The sequence below is a fragment of the Nonomuraea sp. NPDC051191 genome (genome assembly GCF_044455665.1).
GTDB lineage: Bacteria > Actinomycetota > Actinomycetes > Streptosporangiales > Streptosporangiaceae > Nonomuraea.
Window position 1 is genome coordinate 283,773 of record NZ_JBITEZ010000005.1, and the last position, 24,344, is coordinate 308,116.

Here is a 24,344-nt window from a genome sequence, read left to right on the forward strand (position 1 = left end):
GGCGGTCGACCCGGACACCGGCCTGTACGCTTGGTGCATGGCGCTTGGTCGACCCTCCGTCCTGCCCGATCGTGTCCCCACCGTCCGCGAGCTGCTCGCCACCGGTGGCCGGTCGTTCTCCTTCGAGTTCTTCCCCCCGAAGACCGACGAGGGCGAGCGGCAGCTCTGGAAGGCGATCAGGGAACTGGAGTCGCTGCGGCCCACGTTCGTCTCGGTGACCTACGGCGCCGGCGGCTCGACCCGCGACCGCACGGTCGACATCGTCGAGCGCCTGGCCCACGACACCACGCTCACCCCTGTGGCGCACTTCACGGCGGTCAACCACTCGCTGCGTGAGCTGCGTCACCTGGTCGGCCGCTTCGCCGACGCGGGCGTGCGCAACATCCTGGCCGTGCGCGGCGACCCGCCCGGCGACCCGACCGCCGAGTGGGTGCGCCACCCCGAGGGCGTGCTCTACGCCGAGGAGCTGGTGCGGCTCATCCGGCAGGCGGGTGAGTTCTGCGTGGGCGTGGCGGCGTTCCCGTACAAGCATCCGCGGTCGCCGTCCGTCGAGTCCGACACCGACTACTTCGTGCGCAAGTGCCGCGCGGGCGCCGACTACGCGATCACCCAGATGTTCTTCCAGGCCGACGACTACCTGCGGCTGCGCGACCGGGTGGCGGCCCAGGGCTGTGACACGCCGATCATCCCGTGCATCATGCCGGTCACCCAGATGAGCACGATCGCGCGTTCGGAGCAGCTGTCGGGGGCGCCGTTCCCGTCCGACGTGGCGGCCCGCTTCGAGGCGGTCGCCGACGACCCGGCCGCGGTGCGGGCGCTGGGCATCGAGCACGGCGCGGAGCTGTGCCAGCGGCTGCTCGACGAGGGCGCGCCCGGGATCCACTTCATCACGTTCAACCGGTCCAGCGCGTCGCGCGAGGTGTTCCAGCGCCTGACGCCGGTCGCCGCCACCGCCTGACCCCGTACAAAGACCCCGTACAAAGACCCCGTACAAAGACCCCGTACAAAGACCCCGTACAAAGCGGTGCCCGTCACCCGCCCGCAGGGGGACCGGGCGGGTGACGAGCAAGGGGTGGTATTCGGTAGGTAACGTGTCCGTCACTTTCTGTCACCAAGATGCCCGGCGGCATGCCCAGGCAAACCCGTCAAGCCCAGGGCTTTACCCGCGGTGACGTGCGACGCGTTCAGTCGAGGGGGAGTGGGCGGCCCACGATGGCGTACTCCTCGTGGCCGCCGGGGAAGACGAAGCGGGTCAGCAGGTCGGTGAAGCCCAGGCCGGCGTAGAGGTGGCGGGCGGCCGTGGGGCGGTCGTGGGTGGACAGCACGGCCGAGCGTTCGGGGCGGCCGGCGCACAGGGTCCTGATCATGGCCCGGCCGATGCCCTTGCCCTGGTGATCGGGGTGCACGTGGATCTCGGCCAGCTCGAACGCGTGGCCCATCCAGGCGTGCGCGGCCTCCTCGCCGGCCTCGTCGGCCAGCGCCCTGCTCACCACGTCGTGCCACCACTGGCCGGTCGCGCCGCGGAATCCGTAGGCGAAGCCGACGATCCGGGGGCGTTCCGTGCCGGTCGGGTCCCGCAGCTCTGCGAAATAGCACTGGAAATGGGGATATGTCCCGTGATTTCGCATGATGGTCTTGCGGCCGGAGATCTGCTCGGGGGGCGGGTTCATCGCCGCCGTATAGATGTCGATCACCGTGTCCAGGCGCTCGGTGAACTCGGCCGGGCCCGCCCCGCGAAACTCGATCACCCGTCGCACATTACTCGACGTCGACCGCGGTGCCCCCGGTGATCGTCACCAGCTCCTCGAACGTCGTCGGGAAGACCGTCAGCGGGTGGCCGCCGGCCGCCCACACCACGTCGTGCTTGCTCAGCCAGTTGTCCACGAGGGTGCGGACCGGGGCCGGATGGCCGACCGGGGCCACGCCGCCGATCGGCTGACCGGTCGCGGCCCGGACGAACTCCGGCGTGGCCCGGCGCACCCGGGCGACGCCCGCCGTACGGGCGATGAGCTCGACGTCCACCCGGTGGGCGCCGCTGGTCAGGACCAGCAGCGGCGCGCCGTCGGCGTCGAAGATCAGGCTGTTGGCGATCGCCCCCACCTCGCAGCCGAGCTGGGCGGCCGCGGTCGCCGCGGTCGGCGCCTTCTCGGGCAGGACGACGATCTCCCCGGCGGCCCCCACCGCGCGCAGGGCGGCCTCCACGACGACGGCGTTCGCCGGCAACTTCTCAGACATGAGGACACTCTAAACAGGTTGACCGCCTTATTACCTGTTCGTGGTAGGTGGTGTAGGGTCCATCGATCCGGAGTGTTCGTGACAAAAGAGGTGGTACCGGTGGGGGCTCGACGGCTGCCCGGAGTGGCTGCTCTTCTGACGGCTGGGGCCGTCGTACTCACGGGCTGCGCGCAGACGGTCACACCCGCCGCGCCGACCGGCCTGACCGGTACGGCGAGCACCCCCGGCACCGCGGGGGCCAAGGCGGGCCCGGCGGCGGCATCCGTCACCGCACCCGTCACGGCGCCCGTATCGGCGCCGCGCAAGACGCTGAAACTGGGCGCCAAGGGCGAGTCCGTCACCTGGCTGCAGCGGCGGCTGACCGCCCTGGGCTACCTGCCCGGCAAGGCCGACGGCAGTTACGGCGGCACCACCCTCGCCGCCGTCTGGGCCTTCCAGAAGGTCAACGGCATCACCCCGACCAGCACGATCGCCCGCAGGACGTGGGAGGCGCTGGAACGGCCGAAGAGCCCGAAGGTCCTGGTGGCCAACGGCAAGCCGACCCGCGCAGAGGTCAACCTGACCAAGCAGATCATGGTCCTGTACGTCGGCGGCCAGGTACGGCTCATCACCCACGTCTCCTCCGGCAGCGGCGTCCCGTACTGCGAGACGACCGCCTGGCAGGGCAAGGAGCAGCGCTTCTGCGGCTCGGCCCGGACGCCGACCGGCGACTACCGCACGACCTGGCGCGCCGGCGGCTGGCACAAGTCCTACCTGGGGCAGCTCTACAACCCGATCTTCTTCAACGGCGGCATCGCCTTCCACGGCGCGCTGTCGGTGCCGCTCTCCCCGGCCTCGCACGGCTGCGTGCGCATGCCGATGAACGTGGCCGAGGTGCTGCCCGGACTGCTCGGCAAGGGCGTTCCGGTGCACGTGAGAGGTGCGTTCAGGCGCGCATAACGTCCGCATAACCGGATCCGGTGACGGCCGGGTTATCCGCCTCTTGCTGGACTTCCCCCGACTTCTAGGGGGATTCCATGGCGACGACGTCCATAGTTCGTGTTCCGGCCCCTGCTCCGCACGTGCGGCGCGGGGGCCGGTCGCTTCTGCGGTGGACATTGGCGATCGGGTGGGTGGCGCAGGTCGTGCTGCGGCTGTGGTTGTTCCGGCAGCACACCGGGCCCGTGGCCAACCCGGACGAGACCGGGTACCTGCTCGCCGCCCGGTGGCTGACCGGCGGGCCCGGGGCGGATCTGACCGGGTTCACCTTCTACCAGGGGGGTTATCCGCTGCTGCTGGCGCCGGTGTTCTGGGTCACGCGTGACCCGGTGGTGGCGTACCGGCTGGTGGTCGTGGTGGGGTCGATGGTGGCGGCGGGGGCGTTCCCGCTGGCGTACCTGCTGCTGCGGCGCCTGGGGGCGGGCCGTCGGGCGGCGATGGCCGCGGCGTTCGCGGGCGGGCTGTCGCCGTCGCTGCTGCTGTTCTCGGGGCTGGCGCTGGCCGACGCGATCCTGCCCACGCTCGTCCTGGCCTGGCTGGTCGCGCTGCACGACCTCGCGGCCAGAGGGTCGGCCGGGGCGGGGGTGCTGGCGGGCGGGCTCGCGGGGTTCGCCATGACGGTGCACCTGCGCGGCACCGTCGTCCTGGCGGTGACCGTACTGGCCATGCTGGCCATGACGGCGCTGCTCCCGGCGCGCCGCCGGGCGGCCGTGGCCGGGCTGGTGACCGCCGTGGTGGTCGCGGTCGCCGGGACGGTGCTGAACCGGGCGCTGTCCGCGGCGCTGTACCCCGGCGGGCCGCGTGACCTGTCGGGCATCCTGGCCGGACGGCTGGCCGGGCTCGACGGGCAGGCGTGGGCGCTGGCGGGGGCGGCCGGGCAGCTCTGGTACCTGGTCGTCGCGACCTGGGGGCTGGCCGGGGTGGGGATCGCGGGCGCGGTCGCCGTCGTGGCCAGGCGGTCCGCGCCGGGGCCGCGGCGTTTCCTCGCGGCCGTCCTGCTCGTCACGACCCTGGGCATCGCGTACGCCTCCTCGGCCGCGCTCCCCGACGAGCACCGGGTCGGCAACTACGCCTACGGCCGCTACTTGGCCTGCGTGGCGATCGCCTGGACGCTGGCCGGGCTGCTCGTGCTGGCCCGAGCCGGCCGCCGGGCCGTCGTGCGGCACGCCCTCGCGGCGGCCGGGCTGCTCGCGGTGACCGGCGGCGTGGTCGTCCGGTACGCGGGGGACCGGCTCCAGCGGTACGCGTTCATCGCCTTCGACTTCCCGGAGGTGATCTTCCTCACCCGGGTGCGGGACTCCTTCGACCTGGTCGCCGCCTCCGCCGTGACGCTCGCCCTGCTGGCGTGCCTGACGGGAGCGGCCCTCCTGACCGCCCGCAGGGCCTGGCCGGCGGTCGTGGCCGCGCTGGCGTTGACCAACGTCGTCTTCGCCGCCGATCTGGCGCCGAAGTCAGCGCCCGCCGCCGGGCCCGACTGGCTGCCCGTCCTCACCGGGCCAGGACGGGTGGCCGTGGACCGGCAGGTGAAGTGGAACGTCCGGGCCCTGCTGGCCTACCGCGTGTCCTGGACCGAGATCGAGCACTTCGACCGTACGCCGCCGGACGGCGTCTGCACCGCCGTCGTCCCGCCCGACGCGGGGCCGCCGCCCGAGGGGTGGACCGCGACCGGCGCGGGCGGCGCCCGGCAGGGCTGGACGACCTGGGTCGACGCCCGCTGCCCCGGCGGCACGTCACCGCGGGGGAGCTGAGGCCGCCCGTGCCTCGCTGTGCGCACGGACCATGCCCACCGCCTGGGCCAGGGCGGCCACCACCACCAGCAGGGAGGAGGCGTACTGCCACGGCGGGAGCGCGTCCTCGAAGGCGACATCGTCGTAGAACCCGGCCAGCCTCGGCGCGGGGTTGTAGACGGCCGCCATGACCCCGAGCGTGTACGGCAGGATGAGGACGCCCGACAACACCAGCAGCGCGCCGCGCCGCCGGGTCGCGCGGCGGAGCAGCAGGCCCACCACGGCGAGCCCCACGGCTGCCACGGCCGCCACCAGCGCGACGCCCCGCGTGATCCACCAGAGGTCCGAGCCCAGCGACGACAGCCCGCCGGACGTGATCCGGCCACCGGGGTCGCCGACGCGCGCCTGCGAGGCCGTGCGGAGGGCCGCGTAGTTGACGGCCGCGTACGCCGCCACGAGGACCGGCCCCGACAGCAGCAGCACGAGAGTGCCCGTCCGTCCCCGCATCGATCCCCCTCGCGTCGCCGCCCCGTACGGCCGGTCCGTCCGCAGCCCGGCACCGCGCGGTCAGCCTGCCAGACGCGAGCCGTCGCGCGCCACCCCGGGACGCCGGGACGCCGGGGCCCCGGGTCAGCGGGGAAGGCCGTGGACGGCGACGTCGGCCGCGCGGCGGGCGGCGTCGCGGGCCTGCTCCACCGGGAGGCCGTCGATGAGCGTGGTCATCACGGCCAGCTTCACCGCGCCGATCAGCGACCCCACGGCCGCCGCCGCCTCGACCCGGTCGAGCCGGCCGGGGAAGGCCGCCGACAGCGCCGCCGCCAGCCGGAGCTGGCTGTCGAACAGCAGGTGCAGCGCCCGCGCCTGCAGCGGCGGCTCGCGCATGATGAGCTCCAGCCGCAGCGTCGACTGTTCCGACCAGCTCTCCCGGCCGTCGTCCGACGTCGACAGCGTGTCCTCGATGAAGTCGCGCAGCAGGTCGGCCGGCGTCTGGCCGGGAGCCGGCGCGGCCAGGTACGCCAGCGCGCGCTCGATCTGCTGCTCGGAGTCGTAGAAGAGCACGTCCTCCTTGCCGGCGAAGTAGCTGAAGAAAGTGCGGGTGGAGACCTCGGCGGCGGCGGCGATCTCCGCCAGCGTGGTCTCCTCGTAGCCCTTCTCACTGAACAGCCGGAGCGCGGCCTCGATCAGCGCCCGGCGCGTGCGCTGCTTCTTGCGCTCCCGCAGTCCTACCATGACGGAACTCTACACCGGTAAACGAATTTCATGCATTGAAATTTTGCATCGATTGAGGTTTTCTGGAGGGGAGCTCGGAAAGGAGCCAGCATGTCAGACCTGACCTTTCCCATCGCCCGCCAGCAGCCGTTCGATCCGCCTGAGGAAGTCACGGCCCTGCGACAACAGGGCGCCATGCACCGCCTGACCTTCGCCGACGGCCACCTCGGCTGGCTGGTCACCGGCTACTCGGCCGCCCGCTCGATCCTGGCCGACCCCCGCTTCAGCAACCGTCCGGAGCGGCTGCACCCCGTGGTGCCCGCCCGGATGCAGCTCCAGCGGGACGTGCCGCCCGGGTTCTTCCTGCGCATGGACGCGCCCGAGCACACGCGTTACCGCAAACTGCTCATGGGGCAGTTCACCGTCCGGCGGATGAAGGCGCTCGAACCCAGGATCGAGGAGATCACCCACTCCTGCCTGGACGCCCTGCAGGCCGCCGGGCCGCCCGCCGACCTGGTGGAGTCCTTCGCGCTGCCGATCCCGTCGCTGGTGATCTGCGAGCTGCTCGGGGTGCCGTACGAGGACCGCGTGGAGTTCCAGGAGGCCACCAAGATCCTGGTCAACCTGGAGACCAAGGCCGACGACGCCCTGGCCGCGTTCTCCAGGATCGGGGCGTACCTGTCGGAGCTGATCGGGCGCAAGCGGTCGGAGCCGGCCGACGACCTGCTCAGTGGGCTCGTCGAGGACCTGAACCACGAGGAGCTGACCGGGGTCGCGTTCCTGCTCCTGCTGGCCGGGCACGAGACGACCGCCAACATGCTGGGGCTGGGGACGTACGCGCTGCTCACCAACCCCGGCCAGCTCGCCGCCATGCGCGACGACCCGTCGGTGGTGGAGAACGGCGTGGAGGAGCTGCTGCGCTACCTCACGATCATCCATCTCGGCCCGGTGCGCAGCGCCCTGGAGGACGTCGAGGTCGAAGGTCACCTCGTCAGGGCGGGGGAGTCGATCGCCCTGCACCTGCCCACCGTGAACCGGGACCCCTCCCGCTTCCAGGACGCCGACCGCCTCGACCTCCACCGGCCGGCCGGCGGGCACCTGACGTTCGGCCACGGCATCCACCAGTGCCTCGGGCAGCAGCTCGCCCGGGCCGAGATGCGCATCGCGTACCCGGCGCTGCTGCGGCGCCTGCCTGGCCTACGCTTGGCCGTATCACCCGAGGAGGTGCCGATGCGCTCGGACATGAGCATCTATGGAGTGCACCGCCTCCCTGTCACTTGGTAGGTCACGATGAAGATCACAGCGGATACGACGGTGTGCATCGGGGCGGGCATGTGCGCCCTGACGGTGCCGGAGGTGTTCGACCAGAGTGAGGACGAGGGCACGGTAGTGCTGCTGCGCGAGGTGCCCGAGGAAGGGCAGGAGGAGGCCGTGCGGCGGGCGGTGTCCTTGTGCCCGTCGGGGGCCATCTCCGTCTCCTGAACCGTCCCCCGCCCGCCCCGCCGCCGCCACCGCCTCCGGTGGCGGCGGTTTCGTGTGCGGCGGCCCGGGCCTCGTGGGGGCCTTCTGAGGGCCGGACGCCACCCGCAAGGGATCACGCGCGAACAGGGTGACGTCACGCGCCGGATCGATCACTTCGATCCTTGGTCATCGAACCTGTGTTCGTGGAACAGGTTGACACCGAGCGTGATCGAAATTATGTTCGACCTAGTGGCGGTGAGGCTCGCGGCTCAACGTCACCCCAGGACCTGGTCGCGGGCCGTTCGCTTCCCCAAAGCGATCCCCGCGGCCGGGTTCCACGGGCGAAGGGCGCGTCCTCGTCGTCGGCGGAGACGAGTGGGCGTGTCCTGGCCGGACGGGGAGAGGGGAAGCTCCTCGTCCGGCCGGCTCGGCGGAAATGTCGGTGGCGTCTGCAAGTGTTGACCTCACCGGCGGAGACGCCGGCCGCCGCCCACGACTCCAAGGAGGCGCGCAAGATGGCACCACGGCCTAGAGAAACACCCGGGCCCCGGCTGTCGCCTGCGGTTCGGGCACACTTGACCGATTCACGTTCCTGCCTGGCGGAGGCGACCGCCGCCCGCACCCCGGCGTCCCGATACGTGGCCGCTCACCTGGCGGCTCTTCGGGCGGCTGCGGCGATCCTGGCCGCCCGTCCCCGTCCCATGGAGGGCCGCAGGCGCCGTCTGCGCAGCGCGTGGGAGTTGCTGCCCGAGGCCGAGCCCCACCTTGCCGAGTGGGCCGCCTACTTCTCCGTGAGCGCCGCCAAGCGCGCGGCCGCGGAGGCGGGCGTGGTCCGCGGCATCAGCGCGGCCGACGCCGCGGAGATCCTGGCCGAGGCCGAGACCTTCGTCTCCACGGTGGAAGAGCTGCTCGGCGTCCCCGTCCAGGCCCAGCTTCCCGTGGACGTCCCGCTGGCAGGCTGACCCCGCCGTCCGGCTCTCCGGGCGACGCCGCCGAGCGGAGAAGCGCGGGTGGCGGGGTCTAGCGGCGCGAAGAGGCAGGCAGGGCGGCTGTGGCCTTGACGCATGCCCAAAAGCGGGCGCGGCTTCGGCGGGCTCCCGGCGCTGTCGTTTCCCCGGGCCGTTGTTCGTAATAGCGGGTTATCGGGGTAAAAGGGCGTAATGTCCGTGTATCGGGCCGAAGAATTCCCAGCCGGTACGGCGGAGGGCCCGCCAGGGGAATTGGCGAGCCCTCCAGTGGTGAAGCGGTAGGTCCTAGAACGACTCGACGGCCCGGCGCGCCTCGGCGTCGAGCACGCCCCAGCTGATGAGTTCCTCGGTCAACTCGCTGGGCGACTTGTCATAGATCACAGCCAACGAACGCAGGTCCTCCTGGCGGATCGACAGGACCTTGCCGTTGTAGTCGCCACGCTGGCTCTGAATGGTGGCGGCGTAACGGGCGAGCGCTCCGGCCTTCTCCTTCGGCAGTGTCGCCAGGCGCTCCAGGTCGATCACAAGCTTGGGAGTGGGCCCGAGCGGACTCGGAGCGGCGCCCCCGGGCAGCAGCTCGGAGACAGGCACTCCGTAGAAATCGGCAAGCTCGGCAAGCTTCTGCACGGTCACGGCTCGGTCGCCACGCTCGTAGGAGCCCACGACCACGGCTTTCCACCGGCCGCGCGACTTCTCTTCGACTCCATGCAGGGACAGCCCCTGCTGGGTGCGGATGGCGCGGAGTCTTGCACCCAGCGACTTTGCGTACTCAGACGGCATCGTGTGGCCCCCCGGCTCTCGTATGTAGCGCTCTCAGTAGATTGTGCTCCCTTGCGGCATATGCCCCAGCCACCGGGGGGTACAGTGCCAGGCTCGGCACCATCGGTAGCCGTGGCCCTGGGTTTACCCCAGAACGCCGCGCGGTGTGGTTACGCACAGTGACGGTAAAGGGGTGGGAGCCTAAGGTCAAGCTGATTGGAAAAAAGATGCCGAATCCGGTCCGGGAGGGAACGCAACAAACGCCCCTCTTGTACCGATGGCAACACTACTTCGTCATAGTTTGACGAGTGAAATCGAGCGTCAGGTCTCGCGGGTCAAAATCATGACCGGGCAGGTCGCGGCCTGGACGATCTTGATGGACGTGTCGCCCAGGAAGACCCGCCGCAGCGGCCCGGCGTCGCTGGAGGCGCACACGAGCAGTTCCCCGGGCAGCCAGGTGGTCGTGCCGAGCGCCTGTGCCACGTTCCGGCCCTCAAGGAGCTCCACCTCGACCTGGAGCCTGCGCCGCTGCCCCCGGGCCGCGGCACGCAGGTCCGCGGCGGCCTGGTCGCGCAGCCGGACGAGCATGTCCTCCTCGATCTGCACGCGACGGCCGGTCCTGACCACCAGCGTGACCAGCCGCAGCGGGATGTCCAGGGTGACCGCGGCCTTGGCCGCGCCCTTGACGGCGGCGTCGGCGCCGGGCCCGCGGCGGTAGGCGACCGTGATGCGCTCGAACGCGGCCGGCGGGTCGTCGCCGTAGCCGCGCGGGGCCAGCAGCACGGGCACCGGCGAGGAGTGCAGGAGCTGGTCGGCGGTGCTGCCGACGGTGATGCGGGACCGTCCGCCGCCGGGCGCCGAGCCGATCACCACGACGTCGGCGCCGCGCCTGCGGGCCACCTCCACCAGCCCGCGCCCGCTGCCCCTGTTGGTCTGGCGGACGTACTCGACCTGGTCGCCGGCCAGCTCGCGGGCCTGCGCGAGCGCGGTCTCGGCCTGCTCGCGCAGGTAGGAGCGCCAGGCGCCCTCGTCGGCGCGGGCGGGGCCCGGCGTGGTGGTCACGGGCGGCTGGACGGTCGCCACCGTCAGGCTCCCCCCGGTCTGCCGGGTCAGCAGGACGGCCAGCGCCAGCCCGTCCCTGCCGCGTGGCTCGGCGATGTACCCGGCCAGCACCTTCTCGAACTTCATGTCACCGCACCTCGGCATTCAGCCGCGAATGCCCGTAGCCGTACAGGAAATAGCAGATCAGGCCGACCAGCATCCACAGGCCGAAGGCGGCCCACGTGACGCCCGCCAGCCCGGCCATGACGATGACGCAGAAGACCGCGCCGAGCACCGGGGTGAGGGGGAAGAGCGGCGTACGGAAGCTGCGCGGCAGCTCGGGGCTGCGGTGGCGCAGGACCAGCACGCCGACGTTGACGATGAAGAAGGCGAACAGCGTGCCGATGCTGGTGGCCTCGGCGAGCTGGCCGAGCGGCACCAGCCCGGCCAGGACCGAGATGAACAGGGCCACGATCAGCGTGTTGGCGACCGGCACCTGGTGACGCGGGTTCACCCGCTGGAAGATCCGGGGGATGAGCCCGTCGCGGGACATCGCGAACAGGATGCGGGTCTGGCCGTAGATGACGGTGAGCACGACGCTGGCGATGGCGATCACCGCGCCGAAGGAGACGATCACGCCGGGCCAGGTGGCGCCGGTGGTCTGGTCGACGATCTGCGACAGGCTCGCCTCGGTGCTCTCCGGGGCGAACTCGGTCCACGGCTTGGCCCCGATGGCGGCCACGGCGACCAGGACGTACACGGCGGTGACGATGAGCAGGGACAGCAGGATGGCCAGGGGCAGGTCGCGCTTGGGGTTCCTGGCCTCCTCACCGGCGGTGGAGGCGGCGTCGAAGCCGATGTAGGAGAAGAACACCTGCGAGGCGGCGGCCGTGATCCCGGCCACCCCCAGGGGGGCGAACGGGGTGAAGTTCCCGGTCTGGAACGCCGTGAACGCCACCACGCAGAAGAACACCAGCACCGCGATCTTGATCAGCACGAACACCGCGTTGGCCCTGGCCGACTCCGAGGCCCCGTAGAGCAGCAGCCAGGTGGCCAGGAGCACGATGAGGATCGCGGTGACGTTGACGACGCCGCCGTCCTGGCCGGGGGAGCGGGTGATCGCCTCGGGCAGCGTCCAGCCGAACAGGCTGCGCAGGAACGCGTTGAGGTACTCGCCCCAGCCCACGGCCACGGCCGCGACGGACACGGCGTACTCCAGCATCAGGCACCAGCCGCACACCCAGGCCACCAGCTCGCCCAGCGTCGCGTACGCGTAGGAGTAGGACGACCCGGACACCGGGATCGTCCCGGCCAGCTCGGCGTACGACAGGGCCGAGAACAGCGCCGTGATCGCCGCCAGCACGAACGACAGCACCACCGCCGGCCCCGCCTTGGGCACCGCCTGGCCGAGGATGACGAAGATGCCGGTGCCGAGCGTGGCGCCGACGCTGAACAGCGTGAGCTGCCACAGCGTCATCGTGCGCCGCAGCTCGCCGCCCTCGCCCTGCCCGCCCTCGGCCACGATGCGCTCGGTCGGCTTGGTGCGCAGCAGCCGTGCGGCCAGTGTCACGTCGGTCTCCTAGAGGGTGCTCGTCAGCGGCCACATCCCGTTGGGCGTGACGATCGTGCCCGCGGAGCCGGCGAGTATGTCCGCCGCCTCGTCGAGCCTGCCGATGGCGGCCATGTCGCCGGTCGTCTCGACGAACCGGCACACCGCCTCGACCTTCGGCCCCATCGACCCGGCCGGGAAACGCAGCCCGCGCAGCTCGTGCGGGGTGGTGCAGGCGATCTCGGTCTGGCCCGGCGCGCCGAAGTCGCGGTACACCCGCGGGACGTCGGTCAGGATGAGGAAGGCGTCGCACTCCAGCGCCTCGGCCAGCATCGAGGCGGTCAGGTCCTTGTCGATGACGGCCTCGACGCCCGCCAGCCGGCCGCGGGCGTCGCGCACGACGGGGATGCCGCCGCCGCCCGCGCAGACCACCACGACGCCCTCGCGGATCATCTTGCGGATCAGCCGGGTCTCCACGATGCGCTGCGGCGTGGGCGAGGGCACGACGCGCCGCCAGCGGTCGCCGTCGGGCTTGACCGTCCAGCCGTACTCGGCGGCCAGCTTGCGGGCCTCGTCCTCCTCGTAGACCTGGCCGACGAACTTGGTGGGGTCGTCGAAGGCCGGGTCGACGGCGCTGACCAGGGTCTGGGTGACCATGGCGAGCACCTGCCGGCCGGGCAGGGCGTTCTGCAGCGCCTGCTGCATCCAGTAGCCGATCATGCCCTGCGTCTGCGCGCCGAGCGTGTCGAAGGGGTAGGGGCGGCTCAGGTTCGGGTCCGCGGCGCTCTCCAGCGCCAGCATGCCGACCTGGGGGCCGTTCCCGTGGGTGATGACCAGCTCGTGCTCGCCGGCGAGCCGGGCCAGCGTCCTGACGGCGGTGGCGATGTTGTCCCTCTGCGCCTCGGCGTCCGGCTTCTGGCCGCGTTTGAGCACCGCGTTGCCGCCGAGTGCGACGATGACCCGCATTCAGTCCCCCAGGGTTGCGACCATGACCGCTTTGATGGTGTGCAGCCGGTTCTCGGCCTCGTCGAAGACGATGGAACGCGGCGACTCGAAGACCTCGTCGGTCACCTCCAGGGCCTCCAGGCCGGTCCTGGCGTAGATGTCGGCGCCCACGCCGGTCTCCCGGTTGTGGAAGGCGGGCAGGCAGTGCATGAACTTCACGTCCGGATTGCCGGTGGCCCGGACGACGTCGTCGTTCACCTGGTACGGCAGCAGCAGCTCGATCCGCTCGTCCCACACCTCCTTCGGCTCGCCCATCGAGACCCACACGTCGGTGTAGAGGAAGTCGGCGCCCCTGACGCCCTCGGCCACGTCCTCGGTGATGGTGATCCGGGCGCCGGTGGACCGGGCCAGCTCCTCGGCGGGCCGCACCGCGAGGTCGCGGTCGGGCCGCAGCGCCGGCGGGGTGACCAGCCGGATGTCCAGGCCGAGCAGCGCGCCGGTGACCAGCAGCGAGCGGCCGGTGTTGTTGCGCGCGTCCCCGAGGTAGGCGAGGGACACCTCGCGCAGCGGCTTGTCGCTGTGCTCCCGGATGGTGAGCATGTCGGCCAGCATCTGCGTGGGGTGCCACTCGTCGGTCAGGCCGTTCCACACCGGCACGCCGGACAGCGCCGCCAGGTCCTCGACGTAGGACTGCTTGCTGCCCCGGTACTCGATGCCGTCGAACATCCGGCCCAGCACCCGCGCGGTGTCCTTGACCGACTCCTTGTGCCCGATGTGCGAGCCAGCCGGGTCGAGGTAGGTGACGTGCGCCCCCTGGTCGTGGGCGGCCACCTCGAACGCGCAGCGGGTGCGGGTCGAGGTCTTCTCGAAGATGAGCGCGATGTTCTTGCCGTGGAGCCGCTGCCGTTCGACCCCGGCGTACTTGGCGGCCTTCAGCTCTGCCGACAGGTGCAGCAGGAAGCCGAACTCCTCCGGCGTGAAGTCCAGTTCCTTGAGGAAACTGCGGTTGCGCAGGTTGAACGCCATGTCATCCCTTCTGGATGCCGTCCTAGATGCCGTCGCGCTCCAGCGGGCAGCTCATGCACCGCGGCCCGCCGCGTCCTCTGCCCAGCTCGCTGCCCCGGATCGTGATGACCTCGATGCCGTTGTCGCGCAGGTGGTTGTTCGTGGTGGTGTTGCGCTCGTAGGCGACGACGACGCCGGGCTCGACGGCCAGGCCGTTGCAGCCGTCGTCCCATTGCTCGCGTTCGGCGGCGTACACGTCCTGGTGGGGGGTCAGGACGGTGATGTCGTCCATGTCCAGGGCGTGGGCGATGGCCCTGTGCATGTCCTGGGGCGGGTGGTCGGTGACCCTGAGCTCCTTGGAGGTGTCGCCCGGCTCGATGGTGTACGCCGGCAACATCCCGAGCCCGGCGTACTTGGTGAACACCCCGACGTCGAGCATGGTCATGACCGTGTCCAGATGCATGAACGCGCGCGCCTTCGGCATGTCCAGCGCCACGATCCGGGTCGCGGACCCGGCGCTGAACAGCCGCTGGGCCAGCATCTCGACCGCCTGCGGCTGGGTGCGCTCGCTCATCCCGACCAGCACCGCGCCGCGCCCGATGACCAGCACGTCGCCGCCCTCCAGGGTGGCCGGCGCCATCGCGTGGCCGGGCAGCCAGCAGTGGAAGCCGCCCTCGTAGGGCCGGTCGAAGCCGGCGGCGAACATCGGGTGGAACCGGTAGACGGCCTCCAGGTTGACCGTCTCGCGCATGCGGGCCTTCTTGCGCATCGCGTTGATCGACACGCCGTCGTAGATCCAGCAGGAGGTGTCGCGGGTGAACAGGTGGTTGGGCAGCGGCGGCAGGATGAAGTCGTCGTCGGCGGTGGAGTGGAAGGCCACCGACTTGGGGTCGCAGCCCATCGCGACCAGCTCGCGCTTGGTGATGCCGCCGGTCAGGTGCACCTGGAGAGTGGTGGCGTCCATGCCGTCGAGGGTGTTGCGGATGTCGTCGATGGCGATCGGGCCGAGCCAGCGCTCGTCGATGACGGCGTCGAGGATGTGCTTGCGGGCCTCGGGGATGTCGACCACGTCGCGCAGCAGGTCGGCCAGCATGTGGACGACGATGCCGCGGTCGCGCAGCACCCGCTCGAACTCCTCGTGCTCCTCCACCGCGCGCTGCACCCACAGCACGTCGTCGAACAGGAAGGCGTCCTTGTTGCTCGGGGTCAGCCGTTTGAGGGCCAGTTCCGGCTTGTGCAGCAGGACCTGGCGCAGCCGGCCGACCTCTGAATCGACATGAAAGGTCATTTTTCAGATATCCCCTCAGCGCGGCGGACATCACGCGGTCCGTACTCGCCGTGCCTGGCCTTCAGCCAGATGTAGACGGGCACGCCGACCAACAGCATGAGCGTGCCGCCGAGCACGGCCGGGGGCCCGGAGCCGTACGCCATCCAGAACGAGAACAGCAGCGCGAGCACCGCGACGGCCAGGTCGCGGGCCAGCCGCCCCCGGTCGATCCGCCGCTCCCGGGTCACCAGCCAGAACAGCTGCGCGGCGGCCGAGAAGAAGTACGGGATGACCGTGGTGAAGGAGGCCAGCAGCACGATCGTGTCGAAGGCGTTGGCGGAGGCGTAGCCCACCAGCAGCATGAGCGAGGTGAGGACGGTCCCGGCCAGGATGCCCGTCAGGGGCGCGCCGCGGCGGGTGACCACGGCGAAGGCGGGCGGGAACAAGCCGTCCTTGGAGGCGGCCAGCGGCATCTCGGCGACCAGCAGGGTCCAGCCGTTCAGCGCGCCGATGCCGGAGATCATGGCGCAGACCGCCATGAGCAGCCCGCCGCCGGTGCCGCCGAACATGTGGTCGAGCGCGGCGGCGAACGGCGCGGTGGACCCGACGAGCTCCTCCTGCGGCACGGTGCCCATGACGGCGACCGTGCTGAGGATGTACATGACGGCGCAGGCCAGCACGCCGATGACGCTGGCCCGGCCGATGGTGCGGGCGGGGTCCCTGACCCGGTCGGCCGCGATGGCGGCGCTCTCCACGCCCGAGTAGATGAACAGCGTGACCGCCCCCGCCAGGGAGACGGCCGAGACCCAGCCGTCCCCGGTGGCGTTGAACGGGGGGTAGTTGTCCTGGTGCACGAAGAACAGGCCCACGACCGCCACGAACAGCAGCGGCGCGAACTTCAGGATCGTGGTGACCACCTGGAAGGCGGCCGCGTTGCGCACGCCCGCCAGGTTCACCACGGCCGGGATCCACACCCCGGCCAGGCCGATCAGGATCGCGCTGAGCGTGCCGCCCCAGTTGAGCCCGAACAACCCCTGGGCCAGGTACTGGACGTAGCCCACCCACGCCACGGCGATGGCCGCGTTGCCGATCCACGCGGTCAGCCAGAACGACCAGGCGATCCAGAACCCGGCGAACTCCCCGAACGCCTCGCGGGCGTAGGCGTAGGGGCCGCCCGCCGCCGGGACGCGCCCGCCCAGGCGGCCGAAGACGATCGCCATCGCGATGGCGCCCGCGGTGACCAGGACCATGGAGACCAGGCTCACCGTCCCGAACGCCGCCAGCGAGGCGGGCAGCAGGAAGATGCCGGTGCCCACGACGTTCCCCATGACCAGCGCGACGGCCGCGCCGAGGCCCAGGCCGCCCGCGGCCGACGAGCGCGTCCCGCGCGCCGCCGTCCGCACGCCGTTCGAGGGCGGACGTGGTTCCCCCATGCGTGCCCCCCGCGCGAGTCCCCAGGAAGAGCCGCCGCCGAACGCGTACGGCCCTCGGGGACGTGCCCTACGCGAAGGACGCCGACACGGGGGTGGCGGGGGTTTTACCTGATCGCGGGGTGCGGCAGGGTGTCGGGCGAGCCCGACAGCAGCAGCACGACGGCGAAGACCGCCAGGCACAGCGCCATCAGCGCCAGCGGCCAGGCCAGCGACGCGGGGGCGCCGTGCCGGGACATGGCCGCGAACAGCTCGGGGTCCTCCTGCCGGACCTGCCGGGCGATGGCCTTGAGCACCGACTGCTCGCGTGCCGACAACGCCATGTGAAACCTCCCCCGAGAAGACTTAGAGGAGGTTTTATACCTGTATGTCGGCAATTGCCAAATTCGCTGGTGTGGCGGGACGAACGGCCGGTCAGGAGGGCCCGCCGCACCCGGAGGGCAGGGCGGGGTGCTCGCGTTGTACCAGGTAGTGCCTGGTACTGTGTGTCCCGACCAACACCCTTTTAAGACCCGTCCCGTGAGGCGGGAAAGGTGGTGAGATCCTCCATGTCCGATTCCAGGGCCGTGCTTGAAGGCCCGGACATCCACCGGGCGCTGACCCGTATCGCGCACGAGATCCTCGAACGCACCAAAGGCGCCGGTGACGTCGTCCTCCTCGGCATCCCGACCCGCGGCGCCACGCTCGCCCGCAGGCTCGGCGACCGAGTGGAGCAGTTCGAAGGGCTCAAGATCCCCGTCGGCTCGATCGACATCACGATGTACCGCGACGACCTGCGCAGCGGTCCCGTCCGCCCGCTCGGGCGCACCGAGCTGCCGCCCGACGGCATCGACGGCAAGGTGGTCGTCCTCGTCGACGACGTGCTCTACTCCGGCCGCACCGTCCGCGCCGCGCTCGACGCGCTCAACGACCTCGGCCGTCCCACCGCCGTGCAGCTCGCCACGCTGGTCGACCGCGGCCACCGCGAGCTGCCGATCCGCGCCGACTACGTGGGCAAGAACCTGCCCACCGCCAAGAGCGAGAAGGTCAAGGTCTACCTCTCCGAGATCGACGGCCGCGACGCCGTCCTGCTCATGAAGGAGGACGACAGATGAACCGGCATCTCATCTCGGCGGGCGACCTCACCAAGGACGACGCGCTGCTCATCCTCGACACCGCCGAGGAGCTGGCCAGGGTCTCGGAACGGTCCATCAAGAAGCTGCCCACGCTGCGCGGCCGCACGGTGGTCAACCTGTTCTTCGAGGACTCCACGCGCACCCGCATCTCCTTCGAGGCGGCGGCCAAGCGGCTCTCGGCCGACGTCATCAACTTCTCGGCCAAGGGGTCGAGCGTGTCCAAGGGCGAGTCGCTCAAGGACACCGCGCTCACCCTGGAGGCCATGGGCGCCGACGCCGTCGTCATCCGCCACGGCTCCTCCGGCGCGCCGCACCGGCTGGCCGGCTGGGTGCGCGGCAGCGTCGTCAACGCTGGCGACGGCACCCACGAGCACCCCACGCAGGCGCTGCTCGACGCCTTCTCCATGCGCCGCCGCCTCGGCGGGCTCGACGGGCGCCGGGTCACCATCGTCGGCGACGTCCTGCACAGCCGGGTCGCCCGCTCCAACGTGCTGCTGCTCAACACGCTCGGCGCCGAGGTCACCCTCGTCGCGCCGCCCACGCTGCTGCCCGTCTCGGTCGGCACCTGGCCGTGCGAGGTGTCCTACGACTTCGACGCCGTGCTGCCCAAGTCCGACGCGGTCATGATGCTGCGGGTGCAGAAGGAGCGGATGAACGCCGCCTACTTCCCCAGCGAGCGCGAGTACTCCCGCCGCTACGGCCTCGACCGCGACCGCTTCGCCAAGATGCCGGACGAGGCCATCGTCATGCACCCCGGGCCGATGAACCGGGGCATGGAGATCGCCGCCGAGGTGGCCGACTCGCCGCGCTCCACCATCGTGGAGCAGGTCGCCAACGGCGTGACCATCCGCATGGCCGTCCTGTACCTGCTGCTCGGGGGAGAGATCCAGTGAGTGAGCGGAGCGAACGAACCAGGAGGCACAGCATCATGATGATCGTCGTGCCGACGAAGGAGGCACGATGATCATCAAAAATGTCCGGATCCTCGGCGGGGAGCCGGTGGACATCCGGATCGCCGACGGGCGCATCGCCGAGATCGGCGCCGGCCTCGACGCCGGTCCCGGCGGCGAGACCGTCGAGGGCCGCGGCGCGATCGCGCTGCCCGGCCTGGTCGACCTGCACACCCACCTGCGCGAGCCCGGCCGCGAGGACGCCGAGACCGTCCAGACCGGCACCCAGTCCGCGGCCCGCGGCGGCTACACCGCCGTGCACGCCATGGCCAACACCTCGCCCGTCGCCGACACCGCCGGCGTGGTCGAGCAGGTCTGGCGGCTCGGCCGCGAGTTCGGCCACTGCGACGTGCAGCCGGTCGGCGCCGTCACCGTCGGCCTGGAGGGCAGGCAGCTCGCCGAGCTCGGCGCGATGGCCGACTCCGCCGCCCGCGTCCGGGTCTTCTCCGACGACGGCAAGTGCGTCAGCGACGCCGTGCTGATGCGCCGCGCCCTGGAGTACGTCAAGGCGTTCGACGGCGTCGTCGCCCAGCACGCCCAGGAGCCCAGGCTCACCGAGGGCGCCCAGATGAACGAGGGCGTCGTCTCCGGCAGGCTCGGCCTGACCGGCTGGCCGGCCGTGGCCGAGGAGGCGGTCATCGCCCGCGACTGCCTGCTGGCCGCACACGTCGGCTCCCGCCTGCACGTCTGCCACGTCTCCACCGCCGGCTCGGTCGAGATCATCCGCTGGGCCAAGTCCAAGGGCTGGAACATCACCGCCGAGGTCACCCCTCACCACCTGCTCCTCACCGACGACCTCGTCGAGGAGTCCCCGGTCGGCGCCTACAACCCGATCTACAAGGTCAACCCGCCGCTGCGCACGCACGCCGACGTCCAGGCGCTGCGCGCCGCGCTGGCCGACGGCACCATCGACGTCGTCGCCACCGACCATGCCCCCCACCCGGTCGAGGACAAGGAGACCGAGTGGCCGGCCGCGGCCATGGGCATGATCGGCCTGGAGACGGCGCTGAGCGTCGTCCAGGAGGCCATGGTCGAGACCGGGCTGCTCGACTGGGCCGGGGTCGCCGAGCGCATGTCGCTCACCCCCGCCCGCATCGGCCGCCTGTCCGGCCACGGCAGGCCGCTGGAGCCGGGCGCGCCGGCCAACATCACGCTGTACGACCCGTCGGCCCGCACCGAGGTGGACCCCTCCGCCTACGCCTCCAAGAGCAGGAACACCCCGTACGAGGGGATGACGTTGCCCGGCCGGGTGGTCGCCACGTTCCTGCGCGGCACGCCGACCGTTCTCGAAGGGAAGCTGGTTTGAACACCGCGGTGCTCGTCCTGGAAGACGGCCGCGTCTTCCACGGAACCTCTTACGGCGCCGAAGGCGAGACGTTCGGCGAGATGGTCTTCAACACCGGCATGACCGGCTACCAGGAGACCCTCACCGACCCCTCCTACCACCGGCAGATCGTCGCCATGACGGCCCCGCACATCGGCAACACCGGCGTCAACGACGAGGACCCCGAGTCGGGCCGCGTCTGGGTCGCCGGGTACGTCGTGCGCGAGCCGTCCAGGATCGTCTCCAACTGGCGGGCCGACCGCTCGCTCGACGACTACCTCAAGCAGCAGGGCGTCGTCGGCATCGCCATCACCGGCACCCGCGCCCTGACCCGCCACCTGCGCGAGCGCGGCGCGATGCGGGCCGGCATCTTCTCGGACCCCTCCGCGACCGTCGACGAGCTCGTCGAGCGGGTGCGGAACTCGCCCGCCATGGAGGGCGCCGACCTGGCCGCCGAAGTGGCCACGGCCGAGCCCTACGTCGTGCCCGCCGTCGGCGCCAGGCGCTTCACCGTCGCCGCCGTCGACCTGGGCATCAAGGGCATGACCCCGCACCGCATGGCCGAGCGCGGCTGCGAGGTGCACGTGCTGCCCGCCACGGCCACGTACGAGCAGATCATGGCGGTCGAGCCCGACGGCGTGTTCTTCTCCAACGGCCCCGGCGACCCCGCCACCGCCGACGTGTCGGCCCTCCAGAGTGTCCTCGCGGCCAGGGTGCCGTTCTTCGGCATCTGCTTCGGCAACCAGCTCTTCGGCCGCGCGCTCGGCCTGTCCACGTACAAGCTGCGCTACGGCCACCGCGGCGTCAACCAGCCGGTCCAGGACGTGCGCACGGGCAAGGTCGAGATCTCGGCCCACAACCACGGGTTCGCGGTCGAGGCGCCGATCGGCGAGGCGTTCGAGACCCCGTACGGTCCGGCCGAGGTCAGCCACGTCAACCTCAACGACCGCTGTGTGGAGGGCCTGCGCCTGCTCGACGGGCGGGCCTTCAGCGTCCAGTACCACCCCGAGGCCGCCGCGGGTCCGCACGACGCCGCTTATCTCTTCGACGAGTTCTGTGAGGTCATGAGCCGTGCCCAAGCGTGAGGACATCCGGTCGGTCCTGGTGATCGGCTCCGGGCCGATCGTGATCGGCCAGGCGTGCGAGTTCGACTACTCGGGCACCCAGGCCTGCCGGGTGCTGCGGGCCGAGGGCTTCCGCGTCATCCTGGTCAACAGCAACCCGGCCACGATCATGACGGACCCGGAGTTCGCCGACGCCACGTACGTCGAGCCGATCACCCCCGAGTACGTCGAGAAGATCATCGCCAAGGAGCGCCCCGACGCGCTGCTGCCCACCCTGGGCGGCCAGACCGCGCTGAACACCGCGGTCGCCCTGCACGAGTCGGGCGTGCTGGAGAAGTACGAGGTCGAGCTGATCGGCGCCGACTTCGACGCGATCCAGGCGGGCGAGAACCGCGAGAAGTTCAAGGAGATCGTCGCCAAGGTCGCGCGCGAGCACGGGCTCAACGCCGAGTCGGCCAAATCGGTCATCTGCCACACGATGCAGGACTGCCTGGCCGCCGCCGGCGAGCTGGGCTACCCGCTGGTCGTACGGCCCAGCTTCACCATGGGCGGCGTCGGCTCCGGCTTCGCCTACGGCGAGGACGACCTGCGCCGCATCGCCGGCGCCGGCCTCGACGCCTCGCCGACCACCGAGGTGCTCCTGGAGGAGTCGATCCTCGGCTGGAAGGAGTACGAGCTGGAGGTCATGCGCGACAAGGCGGACAACGTCGTCATCGTCTGCTCCATCGAGAACATCGACCCGATGGGCGTGCACACCGGCGACAGCGTCACCGTCGCGCCCGCGCTGACCCTGACCGACCGCGAGTACCAGAACATGCGTGACGTCGCCATCGCGGTCATCCGCGAGGTCGGCGTCGACACCGGCGGCTGCAACATCCAGTTCGCCGTCGACCCGCGCACCGGGCGCATGATCGTCATCGAGATGAACCCGCGCGTCTCCCGCTCCAGCGCCCTGGCCTCCAAGGCCACCGGCTTCCCGATCGCCAAGATCGCCGCCAAGCTGGCCATCGGCTACACCCTCGACGAGATCCCCAACGACATCACCAAGGAGACCCCGGCCTCCTTCGAGCCGACGCTCGACTACATCGTGGTCAAGGTGCCGCGCTTCGCCTTCGAGAAGTTCCGCGGGGCCGACCGCACGCTGACCACGCACATGAAGTCCGTGGGCGAGGCCATGGCCATCGGCCGCTCCTTCACCGAGGCGCTGCAGAAGGCGCTGCGCTCGCTGGAGAAGAAGGACTCCGCCTTCACCTGGGCGGGGCCCGTCCAGGACAAGGACGAGCTGCTGGCGGCCTGCCGCACCCCGCACGACGGACGGCTGCGCACGATGCAGCAGGCCGTGCGGGCGGGCGCGACCGCGGCCGAGCTGTTCGAGGCCACCAGCGTCGACCCCTGGTTCCTCGACCAGCTCCTGCTGCTGGAGGAGGAGGCCCAGGAGATCGCCGCCGCGCCCGAGCTCACCGCCGGCGCGCTGACCCGCGCCAAGCACCACGGCTTCTCCGACGCGCAGATCGCCGAGATCCGCGGCGTCGAGGAGGCCCACGTGCGCGGGCTGCGCCACGCGCTCGGCGTGCGGCCGGTCTACAACACCGTCGACACCTGCGCCGCCGAGTTCGCCGCCAGGACGCCGTACCTGTACTCCACCTACGACGAGGAGACCGAGGTCCCCTACGGCGAGCGGGAGAAGGTCATCATCCTCGGCTCCGGGCCCAACCGCATCGGGCAGGGCATCGAGTTCGACTACGCGTGCGTGCACGCCTCGTTCGAGCTGTCGCGGGCCGGGTTCGAGACCGTCATGGTCAACTGCAACCCCGAGACCGTCTCCACCGACTACGACACCTCCGACCGGCTCTACTTCGAGCCGCTGACGCTGGAGGACGTCCTGGAGGTGGTGCACGCCGAGCAGCAGACCGGCCCGGTCGTGGGCGTGATCGTGCAGCTCGGCGGGCAGACGCCGCTCGGCCTGGCGCAGGCGCTCAAGGACGCCGGCGTGCCCGTGGTCGGCACCTCGCCCGAGTCGATCCACCTGGCCGAGGAGCGCGGCGCGTTCGGGCGGGTGCTGGCCGAGGCCGGCCTGCCCGCGCCCAAGCACGGCACCGCGCTGACGGTGCCGGAGGCGCTGGAGATCGCCGGCGAGATCGGCTACCCGGTGCTGGTGCGGCCCTCGTACGTGCTCGGCGGGGCCGGCATGGCCATCGTCTACGACGACAGCACGCTGACGACGTACATGGCGGCCCAGGAGGGCGGCCACCCGGTCCTGGTGGACAAGTTCCTCGACGAGGCCATCGAGATCGACGTGGACGCGCTCTACGACGGCGAGGAGCTGTTCCTCGGCGGCGTCATGGAGCACATCGAGGAGGCCGGCATCCACTCCGGCGACTCGGCCTGCGCGCTGCCGCCGCTGACGCTCGGCAGCCACGACGTCAAGCGCATCCGCGCCGCCACCGAGGCCATCGCCGCCGGGGTGGGCGTGCGCGGGCTCCTGAACGTCCAGTACGCCATGTCCGCCGGCGTCCTGTACGTCCTGGAGGCCAACCCGCGGGCGAGCCGTACCGTGCCGTTCGTGTCCAAGGCCACGGCCACGCCGCTGGCCAAGGCGGCGGCCCGGGTGATGCTCGGCTCCTCGATCGCCTCGCTGCGCGCGGAGGGCATGCTGCCGGCCACCGGCGACGGCGGCACGCTGCCGATGGAGGCGTCCATCGCGGTCAAGGAGGCCGTGCTGCCCTTCAACCGCTTCCGGGGCGTCGACATCGTGCTCGGGCCCGAGATGCGCTCCACGGGCGAGGTCATGGGCATCGACGCGTTCTTCGGCGTGGCGTACGCCAAGTCCCAGGCGGGCGCTTATGGGGAACTCCCGACCAAGGGACGCGCGTTCGTGTCCGTGGCCAACAGGGACAAGCGTGCGATGATCTTCCCTGTGAAGGCACTGGCCGACCTCGGCTTCGAGATCCTCGCCACCGAGGGCACGGCCGAGGTGCTGCGCCGCAACGGTGTCCATGCCAAGATCGTGCGAAAGCACAGCGAGGGGACCGGGCCCGGAGGTGAGCCTACGAGCGTGCAGGCGATTCTCGACGGCGAGGTGGACCTGATCGTCAACACGCCGTTCGGCAGCCCGGGCCAGTCCGGGCCGCGCCTGGACGGCTACGAGATCCGCACCGCGGCGGTGCTGCGCGGCATCCCGTGCATCACCACCGTCGCCGGGCTGGCCGCCGCGGCGGCCGGGATCCAGGCGATCGTCCGCGGCGACGTCGGGGTGCGTTCACTCCAGGAGCACGCACAGGCACTACGCGGCTGACCCGCGCGGGAGGTGAAGACGA

Annotated in this window: 23 protein-coding genes; 11 read left to right on the top strand and 12 right to left on the bottom strand. The window is 71.2% G+C overall.

Going from position 1 to position 24,344, the window contains the following annotated elements:
* Nucleotides 1-37 precede the first annotated feature (37 nt).
* Nucleotides 38-958, top strand: a complete 921-nt coding sequence (metF, locus tag ACIA8R_RS16230; protein WP_357705317.1) for a methylenetetrahydrofolate reductase [NAD(P)H] — start codon at nucleotides 38-40, stop codon at nucleotides 956-958.
* Between the two features lie 226 nt (nucleotides 959-1,184).
* On the opposite strand, the gene ACIA8R_RS16235 is transcribed toward metF, so the two are convergent.
* Complete coding sequence (locus ACIA8R_RS16235; RefSeq protein WP_357705318.1) at nucleotides 1,185-1,748, bottom strand: GNAT family N-acetyltransferase; 564 nt, start codon at nucleotides 1,746-1,748, stop codon at nucleotides 1,185-1,187.
* A gap of 10 nt (nucleotides 1,749-1,758) precedes the next feature.
* Nucleotides 1,759-2,235: a YbaK/EbsC family protein gene (locus ACIA8R_RS16240; RefSeq protein ID WP_357705319.1), complete on the bottom strand. Its 477-nt coding sequence runs from the start codon at nucleotides 2,233-2,235 to the stop codon at nucleotides 1,759-1,761.
* Between the two features lie 123 nt (nucleotides 2,236-2,358).
* Here ACIA8R_RS16240 and ACIA8R_RS16245 point away from each other — a divergent pair, with 123 nt between their 5' ends.
* Together ACIA8R_RS16245 and ACIA8R_RS16250 are read left to right on the top strand one after the other, a co-directional pair.
* Nucleotides 2,359-3,174 carry a L,D-transpeptidase family protein gene (locus tag ACIA8R_RS16245; RefSeq protein WP_397038977.1) on the top strand — a complete coding sequence of 272 codons (816 nt, stop codon included), beginning with the start codon at nucleotides 2,359-2,361 and terminating at the stop codon, nucleotides 3,172-3,174.
* 158 nt (nucleotides 3,175-3,332) lie between these two features.
* Complete coding sequence (locus ACIA8R_RS16250) at nucleotides 3,333-4,961, top strand: hypothetical protein (RefSeq protein WP_397038979.1); 1,629 nt, start codon at nucleotides 3,333-3,335, stop codon at nucleotides 4,959-4,961.
* Here ACIA8R_RS16250 and ACIA8R_RS16255 read toward each other — a convergent pair.
* Both ACIA8R_RS16255 and ACIA8R_RS16260 read right to left on the bottom strand, forming a co-directional pair.
* On the bottom strand, nucleotides 4,944-5,447 hold the full coding sequence (locus tag ACIA8R_RS16255) for a hypothetical protein (protein ID WP_397038983.1): 504 nt from the start codon (nucleotides 5,445-5,447) through the stop codon (nucleotides 4,944-4,946). The genes ACIA8R_RS16250 and ACIA8R_RS16255 overlap by 18 nt on opposite strands.
* A 123-nt stretch (nucleotides 5,448-5,570) precedes the next feature.
* Complete coding sequence (locus ACIA8R_RS16260) at nucleotides 5,571-6,170, bottom strand: helix-turn-helix domain-containing protein (protein ID WP_364091245.1); 600 nt, start codon at nucleotides 6,168-6,170, stop codon at nucleotides 5,571-5,573.
* Nucleotides 6,171-6,260: 90 nt separating this feature from the next.
* On the opposite strand from ACIA8R_RS16260, the gene ACIA8R_RS16265 reads away from it, so the two are divergent.
* The 3 genes from ACIA8R_RS16265 (at nucleotide 6,261) to ACIA8R_RS16275 (ending at nucleotide 8,572) form a co-directional block, all read left to right on the top strand.
* Nucleotides 6,261-7,433, top strand: a complete 1,173-nt coding sequence (locus tag ACIA8R_RS16265; RefSeq protein ID WP_397038985.1) for a cytochrome P450 — start codon at nucleotides 6,261-6,263, stop codon at nucleotides 7,431-7,433.
* A gap of 6 nt (nucleotides 7,434-7,439) precedes the next feature.
* Nucleotides 7,440-7,631, top strand: a complete 192-nt coding sequence (locus tag ACIA8R_RS16270; RefSeq protein ID WP_357705325.1) for a (4Fe-4S)-binding protein — start codon at nucleotides 7,440-7,442, stop codon at nucleotides 7,629-7,631.
* 554 nt (nucleotides 7,632-8,185) lie between these two features.
* Entirely contained in the window at nucleotides 8,186-8,572 is a 387-nt protein-coding gene (locus ACIA8R_RS16275; protein ID WP_357705326.1) for an SAV_6107 family HEPN domain-containing protein, read from the top strand.
* A gap of 291 nt (nucleotides 8,573-8,863) precedes the next feature.
* On the opposite strand, the gene ACIA8R_RS16280 is transcribed toward ACIA8R_RS16275, so the two are convergent.
* The 8 genes from ACIA8R_RS16280 to ACIA8R_RS16315 all read right to left on the bottom strand — a co-directional run bounded on the left by ACIA8R_RS16280 (nucleotide 8,864) and on the right by ACIA8R_RS16315 (nucleotide 16,897).
* The gene (locus tag ACIA8R_RS16280; RefSeq protein WP_026214021.1) at nucleotides 8,864-9,358 is read right to left on the bottom strand and encodes a transcriptional regulator; all 495 of its coding nucleotides are present in this window, start codon (nucleotides 9,356-9,358) and stop codon (nucleotides 8,864-8,866) included.
* A 300-nt stretch (nucleotides 9,359-9,658) separates the two neighbouring features.
* A complete protein-coding gene (locus tag ACIA8R_RS16285; RefSeq protein ID WP_364091238.1) occupies nucleotides 9,659-10,525 on the bottom strand; it encodes a universal stress protein in 867 nt (288 codons plus the stop codon).
* A 1-nt stretch (nucleotide 10,526) separates the two neighbouring features.
* Entirely contained in the window at nucleotides 10,527-11,948 is a 1,422-nt protein-coding gene (locus ACIA8R_RS16290) for an amino acid permease (protein WP_397038988.1), read from the bottom strand.
* Nucleotides 11,949-11,957: 9 nt separating this feature from the next.
* Entirely contained in the window at nucleotides 11,958-12,893 is a 936-nt protein-coding gene (gene arcC, locus ACIA8R_RS16295; RefSeq protein ID WP_357705329.1) for a carbamate kinase, read from the bottom strand.
* A complete protein-coding gene (argF, locus tag ACIA8R_RS16300; protein WP_397038990.1) occupies nucleotides 12,894-13,898 on the bottom strand; it encodes an ornithine carbamoyltransferase in 1,005 nt (334 codons plus the stop codon).
* 22 nt (nucleotides 13,899-13,920) lie between these two features.
* On the bottom strand, nucleotides 13,921-15,165 hold the full coding sequence (locus ACIA8R_RS16305) for an arginine deiminase (protein WP_364091227.1): 1,245 nt from the start codon (nucleotides 15,163-15,165) through the stop codon (nucleotides 13,921-13,923).
* Nucleotides 15,162-16,577 carry an amino acid permease gene (locus ACIA8R_RS16310; protein ID WP_357705332.1) on the bottom strand — a complete coding sequence of 472 codons (1,416 nt, stop codon included), beginning with the start codon at nucleotides 16,575-16,577 and terminating at the stop codon, nucleotides 15,162-15,164. Before ACIA8R_RS16310 ends, ACIA8R_RS16305 begins: the two co-directional genes overlap by 4 nt.
* 104 nt (nucleotides 16,578-16,681) lie before the next feature.
* Complete coding sequence (locus tag ACIA8R_RS16315) at nucleotides 16,682-16,897, bottom strand: DUF3040 domain-containing protein (protein ID WP_364091220.1); 216 nt, start codon at nucleotides 16,895-16,897, stop codon at nucleotides 16,682-16,684.
* Nucleotides 16,898-17,122: 225 nt separating this feature from the next.
* Between ACIA8R_RS16315 and pyrR the strand changes: the two genes are divergently transcribed.
* From pyrR to carB, 5 genes are all read left to right on the top strand, one after another.
* The gene (pyrR, locus tag ACIA8R_RS16320) at nucleotides 17,123-17,668 is read left to right on the top strand and encodes a bifunctional pyr operon transcriptional regulator/uracil phosphoribosyltransferase PyrR (protein WP_357705334.1); all 546 of its coding nucleotides are present in this window, start codon (nucleotides 17,123-17,125) and stop codon (nucleotides 17,666-17,668) included.
* On the top strand, nucleotides 17,665-18,582 hold the full coding sequence (locus ACIA8R_RS16325) for an aspartate carbamoyltransferase catalytic subunit (RefSeq protein ID WP_352353188.1): 918 nt from the start codon (nucleotides 17,665-17,667) through the stop codon (nucleotides 18,580-18,582). Before pyrR ends, ACIA8R_RS16325 begins: the two co-directional genes overlap by 4 nt.
* Nucleotides 18,583-18,649: 67 nt before the next feature.
* The gene (locus ACIA8R_RS16330) at nucleotides 18,650-19,945 is read left to right on the top strand and encodes a dihydroorotase (protein ID WP_364091216.1); all 1,296 of its coding nucleotides are present in this window, start codon (nucleotides 18,650-18,652) and stop codon (nucleotides 19,943-19,945) included.
* A complete protein-coding gene (carA, locus tag ACIA8R_RS16335; RefSeq protein WP_364091214.1) occupies nucleotides 19,942-21,048 on the top strand; it encodes a glutamine-hydrolyzing carbamoyl-phosphate synthase small subunit in 1,107 nt (368 codons plus the stop codon). Before ACIA8R_RS16330 ends, carA begins: the two co-directional genes overlap by 4 nt.
* Nucleotides 21,035-24,322, top strand: a complete 3,288-nt coding sequence (carB, locus tag ACIA8R_RS16340) for a carbamoyl-phosphate synthase large subunit (RefSeq protein WP_357705338.1) — start codon at nucleotides 21,035-21,037, stop codon at nucleotides 24,320-24,322. Before carA ends, carB begins: the two co-directional genes overlap by 14 nt.
* Nucleotides 24,323-24,344 lie beyond the last annotated feature (22 nt).

What these genes read in the sequence shown, in the direction of transcription:
- metF (WP_357705317.1), top strand. Translation starts at nt 38, where the DNA reads ATGGCGCTTGGTCGACCCTCCGTCCTGCCCGATCGTGTCCCCACCGTC.
- ACIA8R_RS16240 (WP_357705319.1), bottom strand. Translation starts at nt 2,235, where the DNA reads ATGTCTGAGAAGTTGCCGGCGAACGCCGTCGTCGTGGAGGCCGCCCTG.
- ACIA8R_RS16255 (WP_397038983.1), bottom strand. Translation starts at nt 5,447, where the DNA reads ATGCGGGGACGGACGGGCACTCTCGTGCTGCTGCTGTCGGGGCCGGTC.
- ACIA8R_RS16260 (WP_364091245.1), bottom strand. Translation starts at nt 6,170, where the DNA reads ATGGTAGGACTGCGGGAGCGCAAGAAGCAGCGCACGCGCCGGGCGCTG.
- ACIA8R_RS16265 (WP_397038985.1), top strand. Translation starts at nt 6,261, where the DNA reads ATGTCAGACCTGACCTTTCCCATCGCCCGCCAGCAGCCGTTCGATCCG.
- ACIA8R_RS16270 (WP_357705325.1), top strand. Translation starts at nt 7,440, where the DNA reads ATGAAGATCACAGCGGATACGACGGTGTGCATCGGGGCGGGCATGTGC.
- ACIA8R_RS16280 (WP_026214021.1), bottom strand. Translation starts at nt 9,358, where the DNA reads ATGCCGTCTGAGTACGCAAAGTCGCTGGGTGCAAGACTCCGCGCCATC.
- ACIA8R_RS16285 (WP_364091238.1), bottom strand. Translation starts at nt 10,525, where the DNA reads ATGAAGTTCGAGAAGGTGCTGGCCGGGTACATCGCCGAGCCACGCGGC.
- arcC (WP_357705329.1), bottom strand. Translation starts at nt 12,893, where the DNA reads ATGCGGGTCATCGTCGCACTCGGCGGCAACGCGGTGCTCAAACGCGGC.
- argF (WP_397038990.1), bottom strand. Translation starts at nt 13,898, where the DNA reads ATGGCGTTCAACCTGCGCAACCGCAGTTTCCTCAAGGAACTGGACTTC.
- ACIA8R_RS16305 (WP_364091227.1), bottom strand. Translation starts at nt 15,165, where the DNA reads ATGACCTTTCATGTCGATTCAGAGGTCGGCCGGCTGCGCCAGGTCCTG.
- ACIA8R_RS16310 (WP_357705332.1), bottom strand. Translation starts at nt 16,577, where the DNA reads ATGGGGGAACCACGTCCGCCCTCGAACGGCGTGCGGACGGCGGCGCGC.
- ACIA8R_RS16315 (WP_364091220.1), bottom strand. Translation starts at nt 16,897, where the DNA reads ATGGCGTTGTCGGCACGCGAGCAGTCGGTGCTCAAGGCCATCGCCCGG.
- pyrR (WP_357705334.1), top strand. Translation starts at nt 17,123, where the DNA reads ATGTCCGATTCCAGGGCCGTGCTTGAAGGCCCGGACATCCACCGGGCG.
- ACIA8R_RS16325 (WP_352353188.1), top strand. Translation starts at nt 17,665, where the DNA reads ATGAACCGGCATCTCATCTCGGCGGGCGACCTCACCAAGGACGACGCG.
- ACIA8R_RS16330 (WP_364091216.1), top strand. Translation starts at nt 18,650, where the DNA reads ATGATCATCAAAAATGTCCGGATCCTCGGCGGGGAGCCGGTGGACATC.